We start from the raw sequence: 15,355 nt of genomic DNA on the forward strand, positions 1-15,355 counted from the left end.
CAGGAGCATCGCTTACTTCTCCTCGGCCTCGCGCAGGTCCAGGCCGATGTCCAGGATCGGGGAGGAGTGGGTGAGCGCGCCGACCGCCAGATAGTCGACGCCCGTCTCCGCGTACGTACGGGCGCTTGCGAGCGTCAGCCGTCCCGAGGACTCCAGCGCGGCGCGCCCGGCGACCAGCTCGACGGCCTCGCGGGTCCGCTCCGGGGTGAAGTTGTCCAGCAGGATGAGATCCGCGCCCGCCTCCAGGACCGGCGGGATCTGCTCCAGGGTGTCGACCTCCACCTCGATCGGCACGTCCGGGAACTCGGCCCTTACGGCGCCGAACGCCTCCGCGACACCGCCCGCCGCGATCACGTGGTTGTCCTTGACCAGCGCGGCGTCCGAGAGCGACATCCGGTGGTTGACCCCGCCGCCGCAGCGCACCGCGTACTTCTCCAGGGCGCGCAGCCCCGGGGTGGTCTTACGGGTGTCACGGACCCTGGTCTTCGTCCCCTCAAGGGCATCGGCCCACGCACGGGTCGCGGTCGCGATACCGGAGAGCCGGCACAGCAGGTTGAGCGCGCTGCGCTCGCCGGTGAGCAGGTCGCGGGTGCGGGTGCGGACGCTGAGCAGCTTCTGGCCGGGCTCCACCCGGTCGCCGTCCTCCACATGCCGCTCGACCTCGAACTCGTCCGTGCAGACCACGGACAGGATCGCCTCGGCGATCCGCAGCCCCGCGGCGGTGCCCGCCTCACGGGCCGTGAAGTCGCCGGTGGCGAAGGCGTCCTCGGGGACGGTGGCCACGGTGGTGACGTCCACGCCCTGGTCGAGATCCTCCTCGATGGCCATATGGGCGATGTCCTCGACCTGGATGGGGTCGAGTCCCGCGCGGATCAGCAGCTCGGCCAGGTCGGGGTCCAGCCCGCACTCCATCGGGTCGAGTTCACCCTCGTCACCGCCGCAGCCGCAGGCGTCTCCGCAGCCGCCCCCCTCACCGGGGCCGCCGATCTGGAGCAGCGGCAGGGACACGGGTGGCTGACGGTCTTCGGAAGTGCTGCTGCTCACGGGTGGGACTCCGTCTCGGCTCGGGGGGTGGTCGATGGGGGAAACGCTTCGGAGTCCGTGGAACGGACCTCGAGGGCGCCGTCCGGACGGAGGGTGACCAGCAGGTGGCGGCGCCAGTCGGCGTCGTCCCGCTCGGGGCGGTCCTCGCGCCAGTGGCAGCCGCGGGTCTCCTCGCGGCGGAGCGCGGCGGCCACCAGGACCCGGGCGACGAGATGGAGGTTGGTGGCCTCCCAGGTCTCGACCCCGGGCTCGGCCGTCTTACCGTCCCGCCGCAGCTGCGCCACGGCGTCGTCCTGGACGCGCTCCAGCCGGTCGGCGGCGCGGGACAGGCTCTCGGCCGAGCGGAGCACCCCGGCGCCGTGGGTCATGATGTGCTGGATCTCGTAGCGGGCCTCGGAGGCGAGCAGGGGCGCGTCACCGGAAGCGGCGGGAGAAGCGGCGGGAGCCGATGGCCCGGTCCGCCCCGCGGGCCGCTCGCGTCCCCCGGCCCTGGCGAACTCCGCCCCGGCGAACTCCGCCCCGGTGGACTCCGCCCCGGCGAACTGCGGCCCCGCGGTGATGTCCTCCGCGATGCGCTCCGCGAAGACCAGGCCCTCCAGAAGGGAGTTGGAGGCCAGGCGGTTGGCGCCGTGGACGCCGGTGCAGGCGACCTCCCCGCAGGCGTAGAGGCCGAAGACGGTGGTGCGGCCGCGCAGATCGGTGCGCACCCCACCGCTCGCGTAGTGCGCGGCCGGGGCGACCGGGATGGGCTCGGTCACCGGGTCGATACCGTGGGTGCGGCAGGCAGCCAGGATGGTCGGGAAGCGCCGCTCCCACATCTCGGCCCCGAAGTGGCGGGCGTCCAGGTACATGTGCTCCGCGCCGCGCTCCCGCATCCGCCGCATGATGCCCTTGGCGACGATGTCACGGGGCGCCAGCTCGGCCAGCTCGTGCTGCCCGCACATGAACCGCACCCCGTCGGCGTCCACGAGATGGGCGCCCTCGCCGCGCACCGCCTCCGAGACCAGCGGCTGCTGACCCTCCGCCTCCGGGCCCAGCCACAGCACCGTGGGATGGAACTGTACGAACTCCAGATCGCTGACCTCGGCCCCCGCGCGCAGCGCGAGCGCGACCCCGTCGCCGGTGGAGACGGCGGGGTTGGTGGTGGCGGAGAAGATCTGGCCCATGCCGCCCGTGGCGAGCACGACCGCGTCCGCCAGAACCGCGCCCACGCCGTCCCGCTGGCCCTCGCCCATGACGTGCAGGGTGACCCCGGCCGCCCGGCCGGAGCCGTCCTTGAGCAGATCGAGCACCAGGGCGTTCTCCACGGTCTCGATGCCGGCCGCGCGGACCGCCTCGACCAGGGCCCGGGAGATCTCCGCGCCGGTCGCGTCGCCGCCCGCGTGGGCGATCCGGCGGCGGTGGTGGCCGCCCTCGCGGGTCAGCAGGATCTCGCCCGTGTCGTCGTCGGCGTCGAAGCGGGCTCCGGTGGCGATGAGCCGGCGCACCGCGTCGGGGCCCTCGGTGACCAGCGCCCGTACGGCCTGCTCGTCGCAGAGCCCGGCACCGGCCACCAGCGTGTCGTCCAGGTGCTGCTCGGGGGTGTCGCCCTCGGCGAGGGCGGCGGCTATGCCGCCCTGGGCCCAGCGCGTGGAGCCGTCGTCCAGACGGGCCTTGGTGACCACGGTGACCTTGACCCCGGCCGCGGCGCAGCGCAGCGCCGCGGTCAGCCCGGCGACCCCGGAGCCGATGACCACGACATCGGCCTCGATGGCCCAGCCGGGGGCGGGGGCGCGCAGGGCGGTGGCGGGGGCGGCGGCCTCGGCCGCCGGGCGCCCGGCGGGACGGGTCATCGGGCGGCTCCGATCCACAGGCGGATGTTGTCTATCAGGCGGGTGGCGCCGACCTTGGCGGCGACGGCCAGCACGGCCTCACCGGTGTGTCCGTCGGAGACCTCGGTGAAGTCGGCGGGGTCGACCAGCGCCAGATAGTCCAGGACGAGCGGCGGTTCGAGCCCGGCCGCCTCGTCGAGCACCGCCCGCGCCGCGGACCGCACCGCGGCGGGCGACGCGACCCGTATGAGCTCGTGTTCCTCGGACCCGGCCGGGCCCTCCCCGGCCGCCAGCAGCCCCGCGTCGCGCCCGGCGAACAGCGCCCGGGACAGGGTCAGCGCGGTGTCCCGCTCCTGGGCCGTCAGATAGCGGTTACGGCTGGAGAGGGCGAGCCCGTCGCCCTCCCGGACGGTGGGGACGCCGACGATCTCCACGGGAAAGTTCAGGTCCTGGACCATCCGGCGGACCAGCGACAGCTGCTGGGCGTCCTTCTCGCCGAAGAAGGCGATATCGGGGCGGGTGAGATGGAGCAGCTTGGCGACGACGGTGAGCATCCCGTCGAAGTGGCCGGGGCGCGAGGCGCCCTCGTAGCGCTCGCCCAGGGTCCCGGCGGTGATCCGGACGCCCGGTTCGCCGTGCGGGTACACCTCCTCGGCGGTGGGGGCGAAGACGATGTCGGCGCCCGCCTCGGCCGCCACCTTGAGGTCGGCGTCGAGGGTGCGCGGATAGCGGTCGAGATCCTCGCCCGCGCCGAACTGGAGCGGATTGACGAAGACGGTGACGGTCACCATGCCCTTGGCGCCCACCCGGGCACGGGCGGCGCGGATGAGCGAGGCGTGCCCGTCGTGCAGCGCGCCCATGGTCATCACGACGGCCGTGCGCCCCGGCACGGCGAAGTGGGCGAGCGCCGCGTCCAGATCCGGGCGATGACGGAACAGCTCCACATCCGGCTCCCCTGGAAGCGCCTTGGTCCACAGCCTCGGGCTCATGCCTCACTACCTCCCCGGCCCCGCGCGTCGGTCACGTCCGAGAGCACGCCCAGCAGGTCCTCGGCGAGCTCCGGCTTGAGCAGACCGTGCGCGAGCGCCCGGTCGGCGGTCGTACGGGCCATGGCCAGATAACCGGCGACGGCGTGCGGGGCGTGCCGCCGCAACTCGGCGACATGGGCGGCGACCGTGCCCGCGTCGCCGCGCGCCACCGGACCGGTGAGCGCGGCGTCGCCGCTGCGCAGCGCGTTGTCCAGCGCGGCGCCGAGGAGGGGGCCGAGCATCCGGTCGGGGGCCTCGACCCCGGACGCGCGCAGCAGCTCCAGGGACTGGGCGACCAGCGTGGTGAGGTGGTTGGCGCCGATGGCGAGGGCGGCGTGGTAGAGCGGACGGGACTCCTCCGCGATCCACTCGGGCTCCCCGCCCATCTCGATGACCAGCGCCTCGGCCGCCAGCCGCAGTTCCTCGGGCGCGGTGACGCCGAAGGAGCAGCCGGCCAGCCGCTGGACGTCCACCGAGGTGCCGGTGAAGGTCATGACGGGGTGCAGCGCGAGCGGCAGCGCACCGGCCCGCAGCGCGGGCTCCAGCACGCTGACGCCGTAACGGCCGGAGGTGTGCACCAGCAGCTGGCCGGGGCGCACCGCGCCGGTTTCGGCGAGGCCGCCGACCAGCTCGGGCAGCGCGTCGTCGGGGACGGTGAGCAGCACCAGCTCGGCCCGCGCCAGCACCTCGGAGGGCGGCACGACGGGGACTTCGGGAAGCAGGGCGGCGGCCCGGCGCACGGAGGCGTCGGAGACACCGGAGGCGGCGACCGGGCGGTGCCCGGCGAGTCTCAGCGAGGCGGCGAGGGCCGGGCCGACGCGGCCCGCGCCGACGACCCCGACGGTGAGCCGGGCAGGTCGGTCCTGCGGCTCAGGCAGTGGTTGAGCGTTCACGCGGCAACGGCCTTCCGTTCCAGTCCTCAGGGGTACCGGACGATTCCCCGCCATGCTACGCGAGTGTTTCCGGGGGGTTTGGCCGCCCGCCCGGGCCTGTGGACAACTCTGTGGTCCGATGGACAGGCGTGCGACATGATCAGCCCATGACGGACGGGACGGACGAGGCAGACGAGGCGAACGAGGCAGATGAGATGGACGGCACGGGCGGCGAGGCGGAGCGGTCCGCGCGGGCGCGCCGCCTCGCGGCCTGGCACGGCGCCGAGCGGACGCTCGCGCGCGGGCCCGCCGAGGTGCGGATCGCCGAGCGGCTGGCCGCCCTCACGACCGGCCTTACGGCCGACACCGCGTCGTACGACGGGGACGGCTGGGTGGACATCTACGGCGACGGCATCGTCGAGGAGCTCGAGCGGCGGGTCGCCGAGCTGCTCGGCATGGAGGCCGCGGCGTTCTTCCCCACCGGCACCATGGCGCAGCAGGTCGCGCTGCGCTGCTGGGCGGGGCGCACCGGCAGTCCGGTGGTGGCGCTGCATCCGCTGGCCCATCTGGACATGCACGAGCGGGACGCGTATCTGACGGTGAGCGGGCTGCGCGCGGTGCGTCCGACCAGCGAGCCGCGGCCGCCCACGGCCGAGGAGATCCAGGGCCTGGACGAGCCGTTCGGCACCCTGGCCCTCGAACTCCCGCTGCGCGACGCCGGATTCGTGCTGCCCGAGTGGGAGGAGCTGGTCGCGGCCGTGGAGGCGGCCCGGGAGCGGGACGCGGTGGTGCACTTCGACGGGGCGCGGCTGTGGGAGTGCACGGCGCACTTCGGCCGGGAGCTGCCGGAGATCGCCGCCCTGGCGGACTCCGTCTATGTGTCCTTCTACAAGTCGCTCGGCGGCCTCTCGGGAGCGGCGCTGGCCGGGCCCGAGACCCTGGTGACCGAGGCCAGGGCGTGGCGCCACCGGTACGGCGGCCAGCTCTTCCAGCAGTGGCCGGTGGCGCTGGCCGCGCTGGACGGCCTGGACCACGAGCTGCCGAGGCTGCCGTCGTACGTGGCGCACGCGCGGGTCGTGGCCGAGGCGCTGCGGACGGCGTTCACGGCCGCGGGGGTGGGCTGGTCCCGGGTGCATCCGGAGGTGCCGCACACCCACCAGTTCCAGGTGTGGCTGCCGTATCCGGCGGCGGTGCTGGACGAGGCGGGGGTGCGGCTGGCGGAGGAGACCCGGACGGTGCTGTTCCGTCGCTGGCGGGAACCGGGGCCGCCCGGCCTGGCCATGACGGAGCTGACGGTCGCCTCATCCGCACTCGACTGGACGGCCGACGACGTCACGGCCGCGGCCGACGCCTTCCTCGCCCGGGTCCGGGAGCTGATCGAGGGCCGGAAGCTCGGGGACGGGGACGGCTGACCGGCGCCGCGCGAACACCTCCCCGACCGCTCTGACCGCCCTGACCGCCCTTACGGCGCGCAGGGCATCCGTAAGGCGGCCACGGCGGCCGCGGCGGCGGGCCGGGCGCCCGGCCGTCACGGCCCGGAAGTCGCGGTACTCCCGCAGCTCCCGGAGGGTGCGCCAGTCGTACAGGCCCGGTGCGGGCGGGGCGGGCTCGCCGCGCTGGGCGGCCCGGTACAGGTCGAGTGCGTAACTCACGGTGAGGGACATGGCTCGACGGTCCGCCCGGCCCCGGGCACCGGTCACGCCGTTTGACGATGGGCGTCAAACGAGGGCGGGGCCGGGGCCGGGCTCCCGCACCATGGGTCCATGGCCAATGTCATCGACATCGCCGGGCTGCCGCCCGAGCGCATCGTCTTCAGCCCGTCCCCACTCGCCGAGCTGGGCGCCGCGCTCCATGTGCTGTCCGAGCCCGGCCACCACCCCGGGCTGCACGGCTGGGCCACCGCCACCGCCTCGGCGCTCAAGCCGGACCTCGCGGACCGGCTCTGCGAGGCGGACTTCCTGTGGCGCACCGCCCGCTCCGACCTGCTGCTCCCGGCCGTCCCCGGGGCGACGCTCGCCGAGGAGCTGGACGCGCTGGACCGGATCGACGACGAGACGTTCGTGGCGGCCGCCTTCGAGATCGCCTGCTCCCCCTCGTACACCCGGCACACCCCCTCGCCGCTGGTCGACGCGGGCGAACGGGCCCGGGTCCGCGAGATGGCCGCCGCCCGGGGGCCGCGCCAGGCCGACTTCACCGACCGGATGCTGGAGGACCCGGACGGGCTGCGGGTCTGGCTGCGGCGGCTGCTGGAGGACTGCGACCAGGCGTTCTTCGCCGACACCTGGCGGCGGACCCGGATCCAGCTGGCCGCCGACGCCCGCCACAAGGCCGAGCTGCTGCACCGCAAGGGGCTCGCGGAGGCGCTGGCGTCGGCCTCCGCCGCGCTGTCGCTTTCGGAGGACGGGGAGAGCATCCTGGCCGACAAGCTGGCGGGCGGCCGTACGACGGCGTCCGGGGCCGGCGTCACCTTCATCCCGACCGCGTTCGGCTGGCCGCATCTCGTCATCGTGCACGCCCCCGGCTGGCGCCCGGTGATCCAGTACCCGGTCGGCGCCCCCGAGCTGCCCCCGCCCGCCGCCCTGGAGCTCGTCCAGCGCCGCCTCGAGGCCCTGGCCCACCCGATGCGGATGCGGCTGTGCCGCACCCTGGCCCGCGGCCCGCACACCACCGGTGAGCTCTCCGAGTCGTACGGCATCACGCCCCCGGAGGTCTCCCGCCATATCGCCGTGTTGAAGAAGGCCGGTCTCCTCACCACCCGCCGCCGCGGCCGCTATGTGCTGCACCAGCTGGATCTGCCGTCGGTGGCCAGGCTGGGCAGCGACTTCCTGGAGAGCGTTCTGCGGTAGGGCGCCGGCCGCGCCTAAAATGTTCACCGCACAGTGAACGCGGTCGGAACGGCGAGCGGCCTAGGAGCGGCGATGAGCAACCGAAGCCACCGGTCCGCGCCGCACCACACCCACCCCGACGACGTCCCCGTGCAGACCGCGCTCGCGGCGCTCGCCGACCCCGTACGGCTCCAACTGGTCCGCGAACTCGCCACGGCGGGCGACTGGGAGCACGCCTGCGGCACCTTCGACGTCCCCGTGGGCAAGGCGGCCCTCAGCCACCACTTCTCGGTGCTGCGCGCGGCCGGTCTGATCGAGCAGCGCGACCTGGGCCCCAAGCGGGTCAACCGGCTGCGCCGCCCCGAGTTCGACCAGCGCTTCCCCGGACTGCTCGACCTGGTGCTCCGCGAACGGCCACGGTGAGGACGCCGCCTCAGCCGTAAGGACGTCGCCTCAGCGGGCCGGTCCGGTCGGCCCCCCGGCCTGGACCAGTCCGGTCTCGTAGGCCATCACCACCACCTGCACCCGGTCCCGCAGCTCCAACTTGGTGAGGATGCGGCCGACATGGGTCTTCACGGTCGCCTCGGACAGCACCAGCCGCGCCGCGATCTCGCCGTTCGACAGCCCCTGCGCGACCAGCAGCACCACCTCGCGCTCCCGGTCGGTGAGCCGGTCCAGCTCCGGACGGGCCCGGCCCCCACCGGCCCCGCTGCCCGGCAGCATCGGCGCGAACCGGTCCAGCAGCCGGCGCGTCGTACTGGGCGCGACCACCGCGTCGCCGCTGTGCACCGCGCGGATCGCCGCGAGCAGCTCGCCCGGCGGCACATCCTTGAGCATGAAGCCGCCCGCCCCGGCCTTGAGCGCGGAGAAGGCGTACTCGTCCAGGTCGAACGTGGTCAGGATGATGACCTTCGGCGCCCCGTCCCGCTCACATATCCGCCGGGTCGCCTCCACCCCGTCCAGCTTGGGCATCCGGACGTCCATGAGGACGACGTCCACCTCCGTGGAGCGCAGCACCTGGAGTGCCTCCACCCCGTCGCCCGCCTCGGCGACGACCTCCATATCGGGCTGGGCCGCGAGCACCATCCGGAAGCCGGTGCGCAGCAGCACTTGGTCATCGACGAGCATGACGCGGATCGACATCCCGGACGGTCCCTTCCCTCTGGCCTGACAGCCGGCCTACAGCACGTATCAGATGGCTCAACGAACCGGCTTCAGCGGCAGCAGCGCGCTGATCCGAAAGCCGCCGCCCGGTCGGGGGCCCGCGTCGAGCGTGCCGCCCACCATGCCGACGCGCTCCCGCATCCCGATCAGACCATGGCCGCTGCCGTCGGCGCCGCCGTCCTCGTACATCTCGCGCTGCGCGCCCCGCCCGTCGTCCTCGACCAGCAGCCCGAGCCCGTCGTCGAAGTAGGTGAGGCGGACGCTCGCGCCCACGTCCGGGCCGCCGTGCTTACGGGTGTTGGTGAGCGCCTCCTGCACGATGCGGTACGCGGTCAGCTCGACCCCGCTGGGGAGCTGGCGCGGGCTGCCCACGACCTTGAAGTCCACCGGGAGTCCGGCGCCGCGCACCTGCTCCACGAGCTCGTCGATCTGCTCGACATCCGGCTGCGGTACGTAGTCGTTCTCCTCGCCCGGCTCCCCGGTGCGCAACACGCCCAGCAGCCGCCGCATCTCGGCGAGCGCCTGGCGGCCGGTGCCGGAGATCGTCTCCAGCGCCTGCCGGGTCTGTTCGGGCGAGGAGTCCAGGACGTACGCGGCGCCGTCCGCCTGCACCACCATCACCGACACGTTGTGCGCCACGACGTCGTGCAGCTCCCGCGCGATCCGGGCGCGCTCGGCGGCCACCGCGACCTTCGACTGCGCCTCGCGCTCCTTCTCCAGCCGGGCGGCTCGCTCCTCGAGCTGCGCGTAGTAGGCCCGGCGGGTGCGGATCGAGTCGCCGAGCACCCAGGCCAGGACGAAGGGGATGGAGACGAAGACCGCCGAGACCACGTCCTCCCACCAGCCCTGCTGGGAGTGCGGCCAGCGGAGGGTGGCGAGGGGGGCCGCGCTGATCGCCACGCCCAGCGCGAAGCGGGAGGCCGGGCGCGAGGAGGCGACCGCCACCGTGTAGACGATCACCAGCATGGCGAAGTCGGCGACATTGGGCCGGACGTTCGTGGCCATCTGGACGAGACCGCACAGGATGGCCAGCACCAGCATCTTCTCGGGGGCGCGGCGGCGCAGCGCGATCGTCGCCCCCAGCGCCAGCGTGATCGGCACGCCCGCGAGGCGGGAGCCCCGGCCCACCGACGCCTCCACGAGCCACAGGAACCCGGAAGCGACAAGGAGGACGGCCCAGAAGGTGTCCACCCCTGTCGGATGCCTGCGGAGAAATTCGTAGAGGCGCTGCACGTCACCCAGCGTAGGCATCGCCGGACCCCTCCCGGGTCAGCCCGAGGGGCGATCCGAAACCCCCGGCCCTACTCCCCAAGGTGGAGACCACTCCGCATAGCGTGGCGGTGTGGCGAGTGCGAAGCATGAGTGGAGCGGATGGCGTACGGCGGCCGAACGCGCGCTGTACGGAGCGGACGGCTTCTTCCGCCGCCCGGAGGGCCCGGCAGGGCATTTCCGCACGTCGGTGCATGCCTCACCGCTTTTCGCGCGGGCGGTCGCGGAGCTGCTGTGCCGGGTGGACGAGGCGCTCGGGCACCCCGCCGAGGTGGCGCTGGTGGACCTGGGCGCCGGCCGCGGCGAGCTGCTCACACGGGTGCTCGCCGTGGCCCCCGGCCTGCCGCACGGGCTGGACCGGCGGCTGTGTCCGTACGCGGTGGAGCGGGCGGACCGGCCGGCGGGCCTGGACGGGCGGATCGCCTGGCGCGACGCCCCGCCGGAGGGATGCACGGGGCTGCTGTTCGCCAATGAGTGGCTCGACAACGTGCCCGTGGACGTGGCCGAGACCGACGCGGACGGCGTGCCCCGCCGGGTCGAGGTGGATCTGCTGTCCCTGGACGGCACTGAGCGGCTGGGCGACCCGGTGGACGGCGAGGACGCGGCGTGGCTGACCCGCTGGTGGCCACTGGCGGGCGCCGAACCGGGGCTGCGCGCCGAGATCGGCCATCCGCGCGAGGTGGCCTGGGCGCGGGCCGTCGGCTCCCTGCGGGCGGGCCTCGCGGTCGCCGTCGACTACGCCCATGAACGCGCCACCCGGCCCCCCTTCGGCACGCTCACCGGCTTCCGCGGGGGGCGCGAGGTCCGGCCCGTTCCCGACGGGTCCTGCGATCTGACGGCGCATGTCGCGATGGATGCGTGCGCCGCCGCGATGGGGGTGTCCGGCACCGCGATGGACGCGTCCGGCACCGCGATGGACGCGTCGGGCACCGCGATGGACGCGTCCGGCGCCGCGGGCGGGGCCAGCGCCGCGGGCGGGCCCGGCGCCGGGCTGATGACCCAGCGCGAGGCGCTGCGCGCCCTGGGCCTCGACGCCCGTCGGCCGCCGCTCGCCCTGGCCTCCGCCGACCCCACCGCCTACGTACGCGCCCTCAGCGCGGCGGGCGAGGCGGCGGAGCTGACCGACCCGGCGGGTCTCGGCGCCTTCACCTGGCTCCGCCAGCCGGTGAACCTGCCCCACGACGTACTCCGGCCGTAGAGGGCGTCCGGCGGATCGTGCCGCCTGCGGCGGGCTGTTCCCCTCCCCGCCCCTCCCCGAAACTGGGGCTCCGCCCCAGACCCCGGAGCCCAGGGGCCAAGCCCCCGCCACCCGGCGAAGCCGCACATCGAGGCCGCCCGGAAAAGAGCGGGCAGAGGAAAGCATCGGCATGCGGCACCGCCGCATGGGCGCTGCGCCCAGACCCCAGGACCCAGGGGCGAAGGCGGCAGCGATGTGCGGCTCAGCCGCGTGGGAACTGCGCGCACACCTCGGGGTCCAGGGGCGAAACCCCTGGTAACGGGAAGGGGCGGGGAGGGGAAAACACCGGTACGACACCGCCGCGTAGTGGGCTCCGCCCCAGACCCCGGAGCCCACTGCCACCCGACGAAGCCGCACATCGAGGCCGCCCGGAAAAGAGCGGGCAGAGGAAAGCATCGGCATGCGGCACCGCCGCGTAGGGGCTGCGCCCAGACCCCGGGGTCCAGGGGCGCAGCCCCTGCCGCGCGGCGGCGCCGCATATAGAAGGCTGCGGGAAGGGGCGGGGAAGGGCCCACCGGGCAGCTGAGAGACTGGTACGCATGACGGAGACGACAGTCGGCATCGGCGGCGCCGCCGAGAGCACGGACATGGTGCTCAACATCGGCCCACAGCACCCCTCCACCCACGGAGTGCTACGGCTGCGGCTGGTCCTCGACGGGGAGCGGATCCAGAGCGCCGAGCCGGTGATCGGCTATATGCACCGGGGCGCGGAGAAGCTCTTCGAGGCGCGCGACTACCGCCAGATCATCATGCTCGCCAACCGTCACGACTGGCTCTCCGCCTTCTCCAACGAACTCGGCGTCGTGCTCGCCGTGGAGCGGATGCTGGGCATGGAGGTCCCCGAGCGCGCGGTGTGGACCCGTACGCTCCTCGCCGAGCTCAACCGGGTCCTGAACCATCTGATGTTCCTCGGCTCCTACCCCCTGGAGCTGGGCGGCATCACGCCGATCTTCTACGCGTTCCGGGAGCGCGAGGACCTCCAGCACGTCATGGAGGAGATCTCCGGCGGCCGGATGCACTACATGTTCAACCGGGTCGGCGGCCTCAAGGACGACCTCCCGGCGGGCTGGCTGGGCCGGGCCCGGCAGGCCGTGGCCGAGGTGCGCTCGCGGATGGGGGTGTACGACGACCTGGTGCTCGGCAACGAGATCTTCCGGGGCCGCACCCGCGGTGTCGGCGTCCTGGCCCGCGAGACGGTGCACGCGTACGGGGTCAGCGGCCCCATCGCCCGGGCCTCGGGCGTCGACTTCGATCTGCGGCGCGACGAGCCGTATCTGGCCTACGCCGAGTTGAGGGACGTCCTCGAGGTCGCCATCCGCGAGGAGGGCGACTGCCTCGCCCGGTTCGAATGCCTGCTGGAGCAGACGCACGTCTCACTGGCGCTGGCCGACGCCTGCCTCGACCGGCTGGACGAGCTCCCGCCGGGGCCGATCAACCAGCGGCTGCCGAAGGTACTCAAGGCGCCCGAGGGCCACACCTACGCCTGGACCGAGAACCCGCTCGGCCTCAACGGCTACTACCTCGTCTCCAAGGGCGAGAAGACGCCGTACCGGCTGAAGCTCCGCTCGGCGTCGTACAACAACATCCAGGCGCTCACCGAACTGCTGCCGGGCACTCTCGTCGCCGACATGGTGGCGATCCTGGGGTCGCTCTTCTTCGTCGTCGGCGACATCGACAAGTAGCCGGTCATCGACGAGTAGCCGGTCAACACGCGGGCAGCCGGTCAACACGCGGGCGAGCCGCGCGGGCGATCCCTCACGAGATCGCGCTGCGCAGCTCCCCGAGGTCGATCTGCTCCGTCTCGTCGTGCTCGGTCAGGTCGATGACCTCGCCCACCGCGCCCTTCTTGGTCTCCGCCAGGGTCTCGTCGCCGATCACATCCGCGAGATCCTCCTCGGCGGCCGGTTCGGGCTCCCGCTTCTGCTTCTTCGATTGCTTCTTCTGGGTGCCGAAGTAGTCGAAGCCGCTCTCCGAACGGGAGGCGGCCCGGCGGGCCGCGGCATACGGCACCACCGCCGAGGCGGCCGTACGGGCGTGGGTGCGCGGCTCCTGCGGGCCGTCGCCGTCCTGCCCGCCGGCCGCCGGGGGCTTCCCCAGCGTGGCGGCACCGTCCTTGCCCCGGCTCTCGCGCGGGCCCTTACGGTCGTCCTGATCCGCGTTCGCCTCGGCGTTCCGATCCGCGCCCTGCTCCGCGTCCCGATCCGCGTTCTGCTCCGAAGCCTCGGTACGGGCGGCCGCGGCGGCTGCCTGCTCCCGCCGCTCCTTCTGCCGTCGGGCGCTCTCCCGGAGCCGGCTCAGCGCCTCGTCGGCCTTGGCGTACGCGGCGGCCGACGGCAGCCCGGTGAGGATCTCGTCCCGCTCGTCGTCGGAGTCGACGGACTCGGCGGCCCCGGTCGCCCCCGCCCCCGCGGCCTCCAGCTCCTTCGCCGGGGACGCGGCCTCCAGCGCGAGCCGGCGGCGGCCCTCCAGGGCGCTGGCCCGCTCGGTCTCGGCCGTGGCGTAGCGGCGCAGCAGCTCCGCGTGCTCGTTGCGCAGCCGGGCGAGTTCGGCGCGCTTGGCGCGCAGCCGGGTGTTGAGCGCACCGCGGAGCTCGCTCGCCTTCTCGGCGTCCGCCTCGAGCTCCGCGATCCGCTCCTCGTACTTCATCTCCTGGCGCGCGGTCTCGCTCGCGGCCTCCGCGACCCGGCGGCCGGCCGAGCGGTCCCAACGGCGCATCAGGACGGCGCCGACGACCGCGGCGCCGGCCGCGGTCGCGGCCAGCCCACGGATCACGACCGCGTCGCCGACCAGCCAGGCACCGGCGGCGCAGGTTATTGACACGACTGCGACCGAAGCGGAGGGGAGGAGCCTGTGCAGGGGTGGGGATTGGCGGTGGCGTCCACGTGGCATGGCCCGAAACCTACCGTGCTAAGGGGTCGCTTGCGTGCCCGCCGGGCCAGATCTGTTGTCAATCCGTTGGCAAATGCGGCGGTTGCGCGGCCGAGATCCCTTGCCGAGCCCTGCCATGCCCTCCCGAGCGGGGATTTGATCCTACTTCACCAGCCCCTTGTCCCGCAGGTAGTCGTCGGCGACATCCGCCGGCTTGAGCCGCTCGGCGTCAACTTTCTTGTTGAGTTCCCTCAGATCGGCGGTCGTCAGTACCTTGGTGAGCTTGTTCAGCGAGTCCGCGATCTTCTGTGAGCCAGCGGACTTCGCATTCACCACGGGAAGTACGTTGTCGGCATTCTGGAGATTTTTGTCGTCGCCGAGCAGCACGAGCCCGAACTGATCCAGCGTGCTGTCCGTGGTCGTGGTCAGGACCATCTGGTCCTTGCCGTCCTTGACGGCCTGCTTGGCCTGGACGCTGCCGATGTCAAGCGGGTCGATCCCGGCGATGTCGATGCCGTACTTCTTCTCCAGACCCGGCTGGCAGAAGGGCCGCTTGGGGCATTCGTCGCCCGCCGCCAGGGTGACCTTCTGCTTGGACTTCCCGAGGTCGGAGAGCGTCTTGAGACCATGCTTCTTGGCGAAGTCGGCGCTGACCGCGAAGGCGTTCTGGTCCACGGCCTTGCCGGGCTCCAGCACCTTCAGGCCGCGCGGTTCGGCGAGCTTCTTCAGCGCCGCGACCGTCTTGGTCACGTCAGCGGAGGCCACCGGGGCGGCATTCGACCCGTTCTTCTTCTGGTTGAGGAATTCGGCCAGCGTCGCCGCGTACTCCGGCACGACATCCATCTGGCCCTTCTCCAGGGCCGGTTCATACAGCTCACGGGCGTCCACCGTCTTGATCGAAGTGGAATAGCCGGTGTCCTTCAGAACCCCCGCGTACAGCTCCGCGAGGATCTTCGACTCGGAGAAGGAGGCGGATCCGATCACCAGCGAACCCTTGCCCGGTTTACCGGAGCTGTCGCCGCCGCTCGACTTCTCCAGGCTGTCCCCGCCGCAGGCGGTCAGCCCGGCCGCCAGCGCCGCGACCCCCGCCACGGCGGCCGCCGCCCTATTGATCTTTCTCATGGTTCCCCATCCGTTGTTGTGGCCGCGGTTGTGTGGCCGCGCTGTCGGCGCATTCCGCGTCGTCCGCGCTTCCCGCGTCATCCGCGCTTTCCGCGTCATCAGCGATCTATGCGTC

Annotated in this window: 14 protein-coding genes; 5 read left to right on the plus strand and 9 right to left on the minus strand. The window is 73.3% G+C overall.

Going from position 1 to position 15,355, the window contains the following annotated elements:
- Positions 1–12 precede the first annotated feature (12 nt).
- From nadC to ACJX2R_RS24570, 4 genes are read right to left on the minus strand one after another with little or no spacing between them, the layout of a single operon-like run.
- Complete coding sequence (gene nadC / locus ACJX2R_RS24555; RefSeq protein WP_413101889.1) at positions 13–1,044, minus strand: carboxylating nicotinate-nucleotide diphosphorylase; 1,032 nt, start codon at positions 1,042–1,044, stop codon at positions 13–15.
- Complete coding sequence (locus ACJX2R_RS24560) at positions 1,041–2,876, minus strand: L-aspartate oxidase (protein ID WP_413101890.1); 1,836 nt, start codon at positions 2,874–2,876, stop codon at positions 1,041–1,043. Before ACJX2R_RS24560 ends, nadC begins: the two co-directional genes overlap by 4 nt.
- Complete coding sequence (gene panC, locus ACJX2R_RS24565; protein WP_413101891.1) at positions 2,873–3,844, minus strand: pantoate--beta-alanine ligase; 972 nt, start codon at positions 3,842–3,844, stop codon at positions 2,873–2,875. The genes ACJX2R_RS24560 and panC overlap by 4 nt, the downstream gene beginning before the upstream one ends.
- Positions 3,841–4,776, minus strand: coding sequence for a Rossmann-like and DUF2520 domain-containing protein (locus tag ACJX2R_RS24570; protein ID WP_044573332.1), 936 nt, complete (start codon positions 4,774–4,776; stop codon positions 3,841–3,843). Before ACJX2R_RS24570 ends, panC begins: the two co-directional genes overlap by 4 nt.
- A gap of 146 nt (positions 4,777–4,922) precedes the next feature.
- Between ACJX2R_RS24570 and ACJX2R_RS24575 the strand changes: the two genes are divergently transcribed.
- Complete coding sequence (locus ACJX2R_RS24575) at positions 4,923–6,167, plus strand: threonine aldolase family protein (protein ID WP_413101892.1); 1,245 nt, start codon at positions 4,923–4,925, stop codon at positions 6,165–6,167.
- On the opposite strand, the gene ACJX2R_RS24580 is transcribed toward ACJX2R_RS24575, so the two are convergent.
- Positions 6,057–6,419 carry a hypothetical protein gene (locus ACJX2R_RS24580; RefSeq protein WP_413101893.1) on the minus strand — a complete coding sequence of 121 codons (363 nt, stop codon included), beginning with the start codon at positions 6,417–6,419 and terminating at the stop codon, positions 6,057–6,059. The genes ACJX2R_RS24575 and ACJX2R_RS24580 overlap by 111 nt on opposite strands.
- 99 nt (positions 6,420–6,518) lie before the next feature.
- Here ACJX2R_RS24580 and ACJX2R_RS24585 point away from each other — a divergent pair, with 99 nt between their 5' ends.
- The gene (locus ACJX2R_RS24585; protein WP_413101894.1) at positions 6,519–7,601 is read left to right on the plus strand and encodes a DUF5937 family protein; all 1,083 of its coding nucleotides are present in this window, start codon (positions 6,519–6,521) and stop codon (positions 7,599–7,601) included.
- A 72-nt stretch (positions 7,602–7,673) separates the two neighbouring features.
- Complete coding sequence (locus tag ACJX2R_RS24590) at positions 7,674–8,003, plus strand: ArsR/SmtB family transcription factor (protein WP_413101895.1); 330 nt, start codon at positions 7,674–7,676, stop codon at positions 8,001–8,003.
- A gap of 30 nt (positions 8,004–8,033) precedes the next feature.
- Here the strand turns inward: ACJX2R_RS24590 and ACJX2R_RS24595 are convergent, their stop codons facing one another.
- Both ACJX2R_RS24595 and ACJX2R_RS24600 read right to left on the minus strand, forming a co-directional pair.
- The gene (locus tag ACJX2R_RS24595; protein ID WP_262704775.1) at positions 8,034–8,723 is read right to left on the minus strand and encodes a response regulator transcription factor; all 690 of its coding nucleotides are present in this window, start codon (positions 8,721–8,723) and stop codon (positions 8,034–8,036) included.
- A gap of 57 nt (positions 8,724–8,780) precedes the next feature.
- The gene (locus ACJX2R_RS24600) at positions 8,781–9,977 is read right to left on the minus strand and encodes a sensor histidine kinase (RefSeq protein ID WP_262704811.1); all 1,197 of its coding nucleotides are present in this window, start codon (positions 9,975–9,977) and stop codon (positions 8,781–8,783) included.
- A gap of 109 nt (positions 9,978–10,086) precedes the next feature.
- Between ACJX2R_RS24600 and ACJX2R_RS24605 the strand changes: the two genes are divergently transcribed.
- Both ACJX2R_RS24605 and ACJX2R_RS24610 read left to right on the plus strand, forming a co-directional pair.
- Positions 10,087–11,211 (plus strand): SAM-dependent methyltransferase, encoded by a 1,125-nt coding sequence (locus ACJX2R_RS24605; RefSeq protein ID WP_413101896.1) that lies wholly within the window; start codon positions 10,087–10,089, stop codon positions 11,209–11,211.
- A gap of 578 nt (positions 11,212–11,789) precedes the next feature.
- Positions 11,790–12,932 (plus strand): NADH-quinone oxidoreductase subunit D, encoded by a 1,143-nt coding sequence (locus tag ACJX2R_RS24610; protein ID WP_262704773.1) that lies wholly within the window; start codon positions 11,790–11,792, stop codon positions 12,930–12,932.
- A 73-nt stretch (positions 12,933–13,005) separates the two neighbouring features.
- Here ACJX2R_RS24610 and ACJX2R_RS24615 read toward each other — a convergent pair whose 3' ends face one another.
- Both ACJX2R_RS24615 and ACJX2R_RS24620 read right to left on the minus strand, forming a co-directional pair.
- Positions 13,006–14,070 (minus strand): hypothetical protein, encoded by a 1,065-nt coding sequence (locus tag ACJX2R_RS24615; protein WP_413101897.1) that lies wholly within the window; start codon positions 14,068–14,070, stop codon positions 13,006–13,008.
- 210 nt (positions 14,071–14,280) lie between these two features.
- A complete protein-coding gene (locus ACJX2R_RS24620) occupies positions 14,281–15,240 on the minus strand; it encodes an ABC transporter substrate-binding protein (RefSeq protein WP_413101898.1) in 960 nt (319 codons plus the stop codon).
- Positions 15,241–15,355: the final 115 nt, after the last annotated feature.

Source organism: Streptomyces sp. Inha503, from assembly GCF_047215865.1.
Classification (GTDB): Bacteria; Actinomycetota; Actinomycetes; order Streptomycetales; family Streptomycetaceae; genus Streptomyces; species Streptomyces lycopersici.

Bases quoted from the DNA above. Each gene is read 5' to 3' on its own strand.
- ACJX2R_RS24560 (WP_413101890.1), bottom strand. From the start codon at position 2,876: ATGACCCGTCCCGCCGGGCGCCCGGCGGCCGAGGCCGCCGCCCCCGCC.
- panC (WP_413101891.1), bottom strand. From the start codon at position 3,844: ATGAGCCCGAGGCTGTGGACCAAGGCGCTTCCAGGGGAGCCGGATGTG.
- ACJX2R_RS24575 (WP_413101892.1), top strand. From the start codon at position 4,923: ATGACGGACGGGACGGACGAGGCAGACGAGGCGAACGAGGCAGATGAG.
- ACJX2R_RS24580 (WP_413101893.1), bottom strand. From the start codon at position 6,419: ATGTCCCTCACCGTGAGTTACGCACTCGACCTGTACCGGGCCGCCCAG.
- ACJX2R_RS24585 (WP_413101894.1), top strand. From the start codon at position 6,519: ATGGCCAATGTCATCGACATCGCCGGGCTGCCGCCCGAGCGCATCGTC.
- ACJX2R_RS24590 (WP_413101895.1), top strand. From the start codon at position 7,674: ATGAGCAACCGAAGCCACCGGTCCGCGCCGCACCACACCCACCCCGAC.
- ACJX2R_RS24595 (WP_262704775.1), bottom strand. From the start codon at position 8,723: ATGTCGATCCGCGTCATGCTCGTCGATGACCAAGTGCTGCTGCGCACC.
- ACJX2R_RS24610 (WP_262704773.1), top strand. From the start codon at position 11,790: ATGACGGAGACGACAGTCGGCATCGGCGGCGCCGCCGAGAGCACGGAC.
- ACJX2R_RS24620 (WP_413101898.1), bottom strand. From the start codon at position 15,240: ATGAGAAAGATCAATAGGGCGGCGGCCGCCGTGGCGGGGGTCGCGGCG.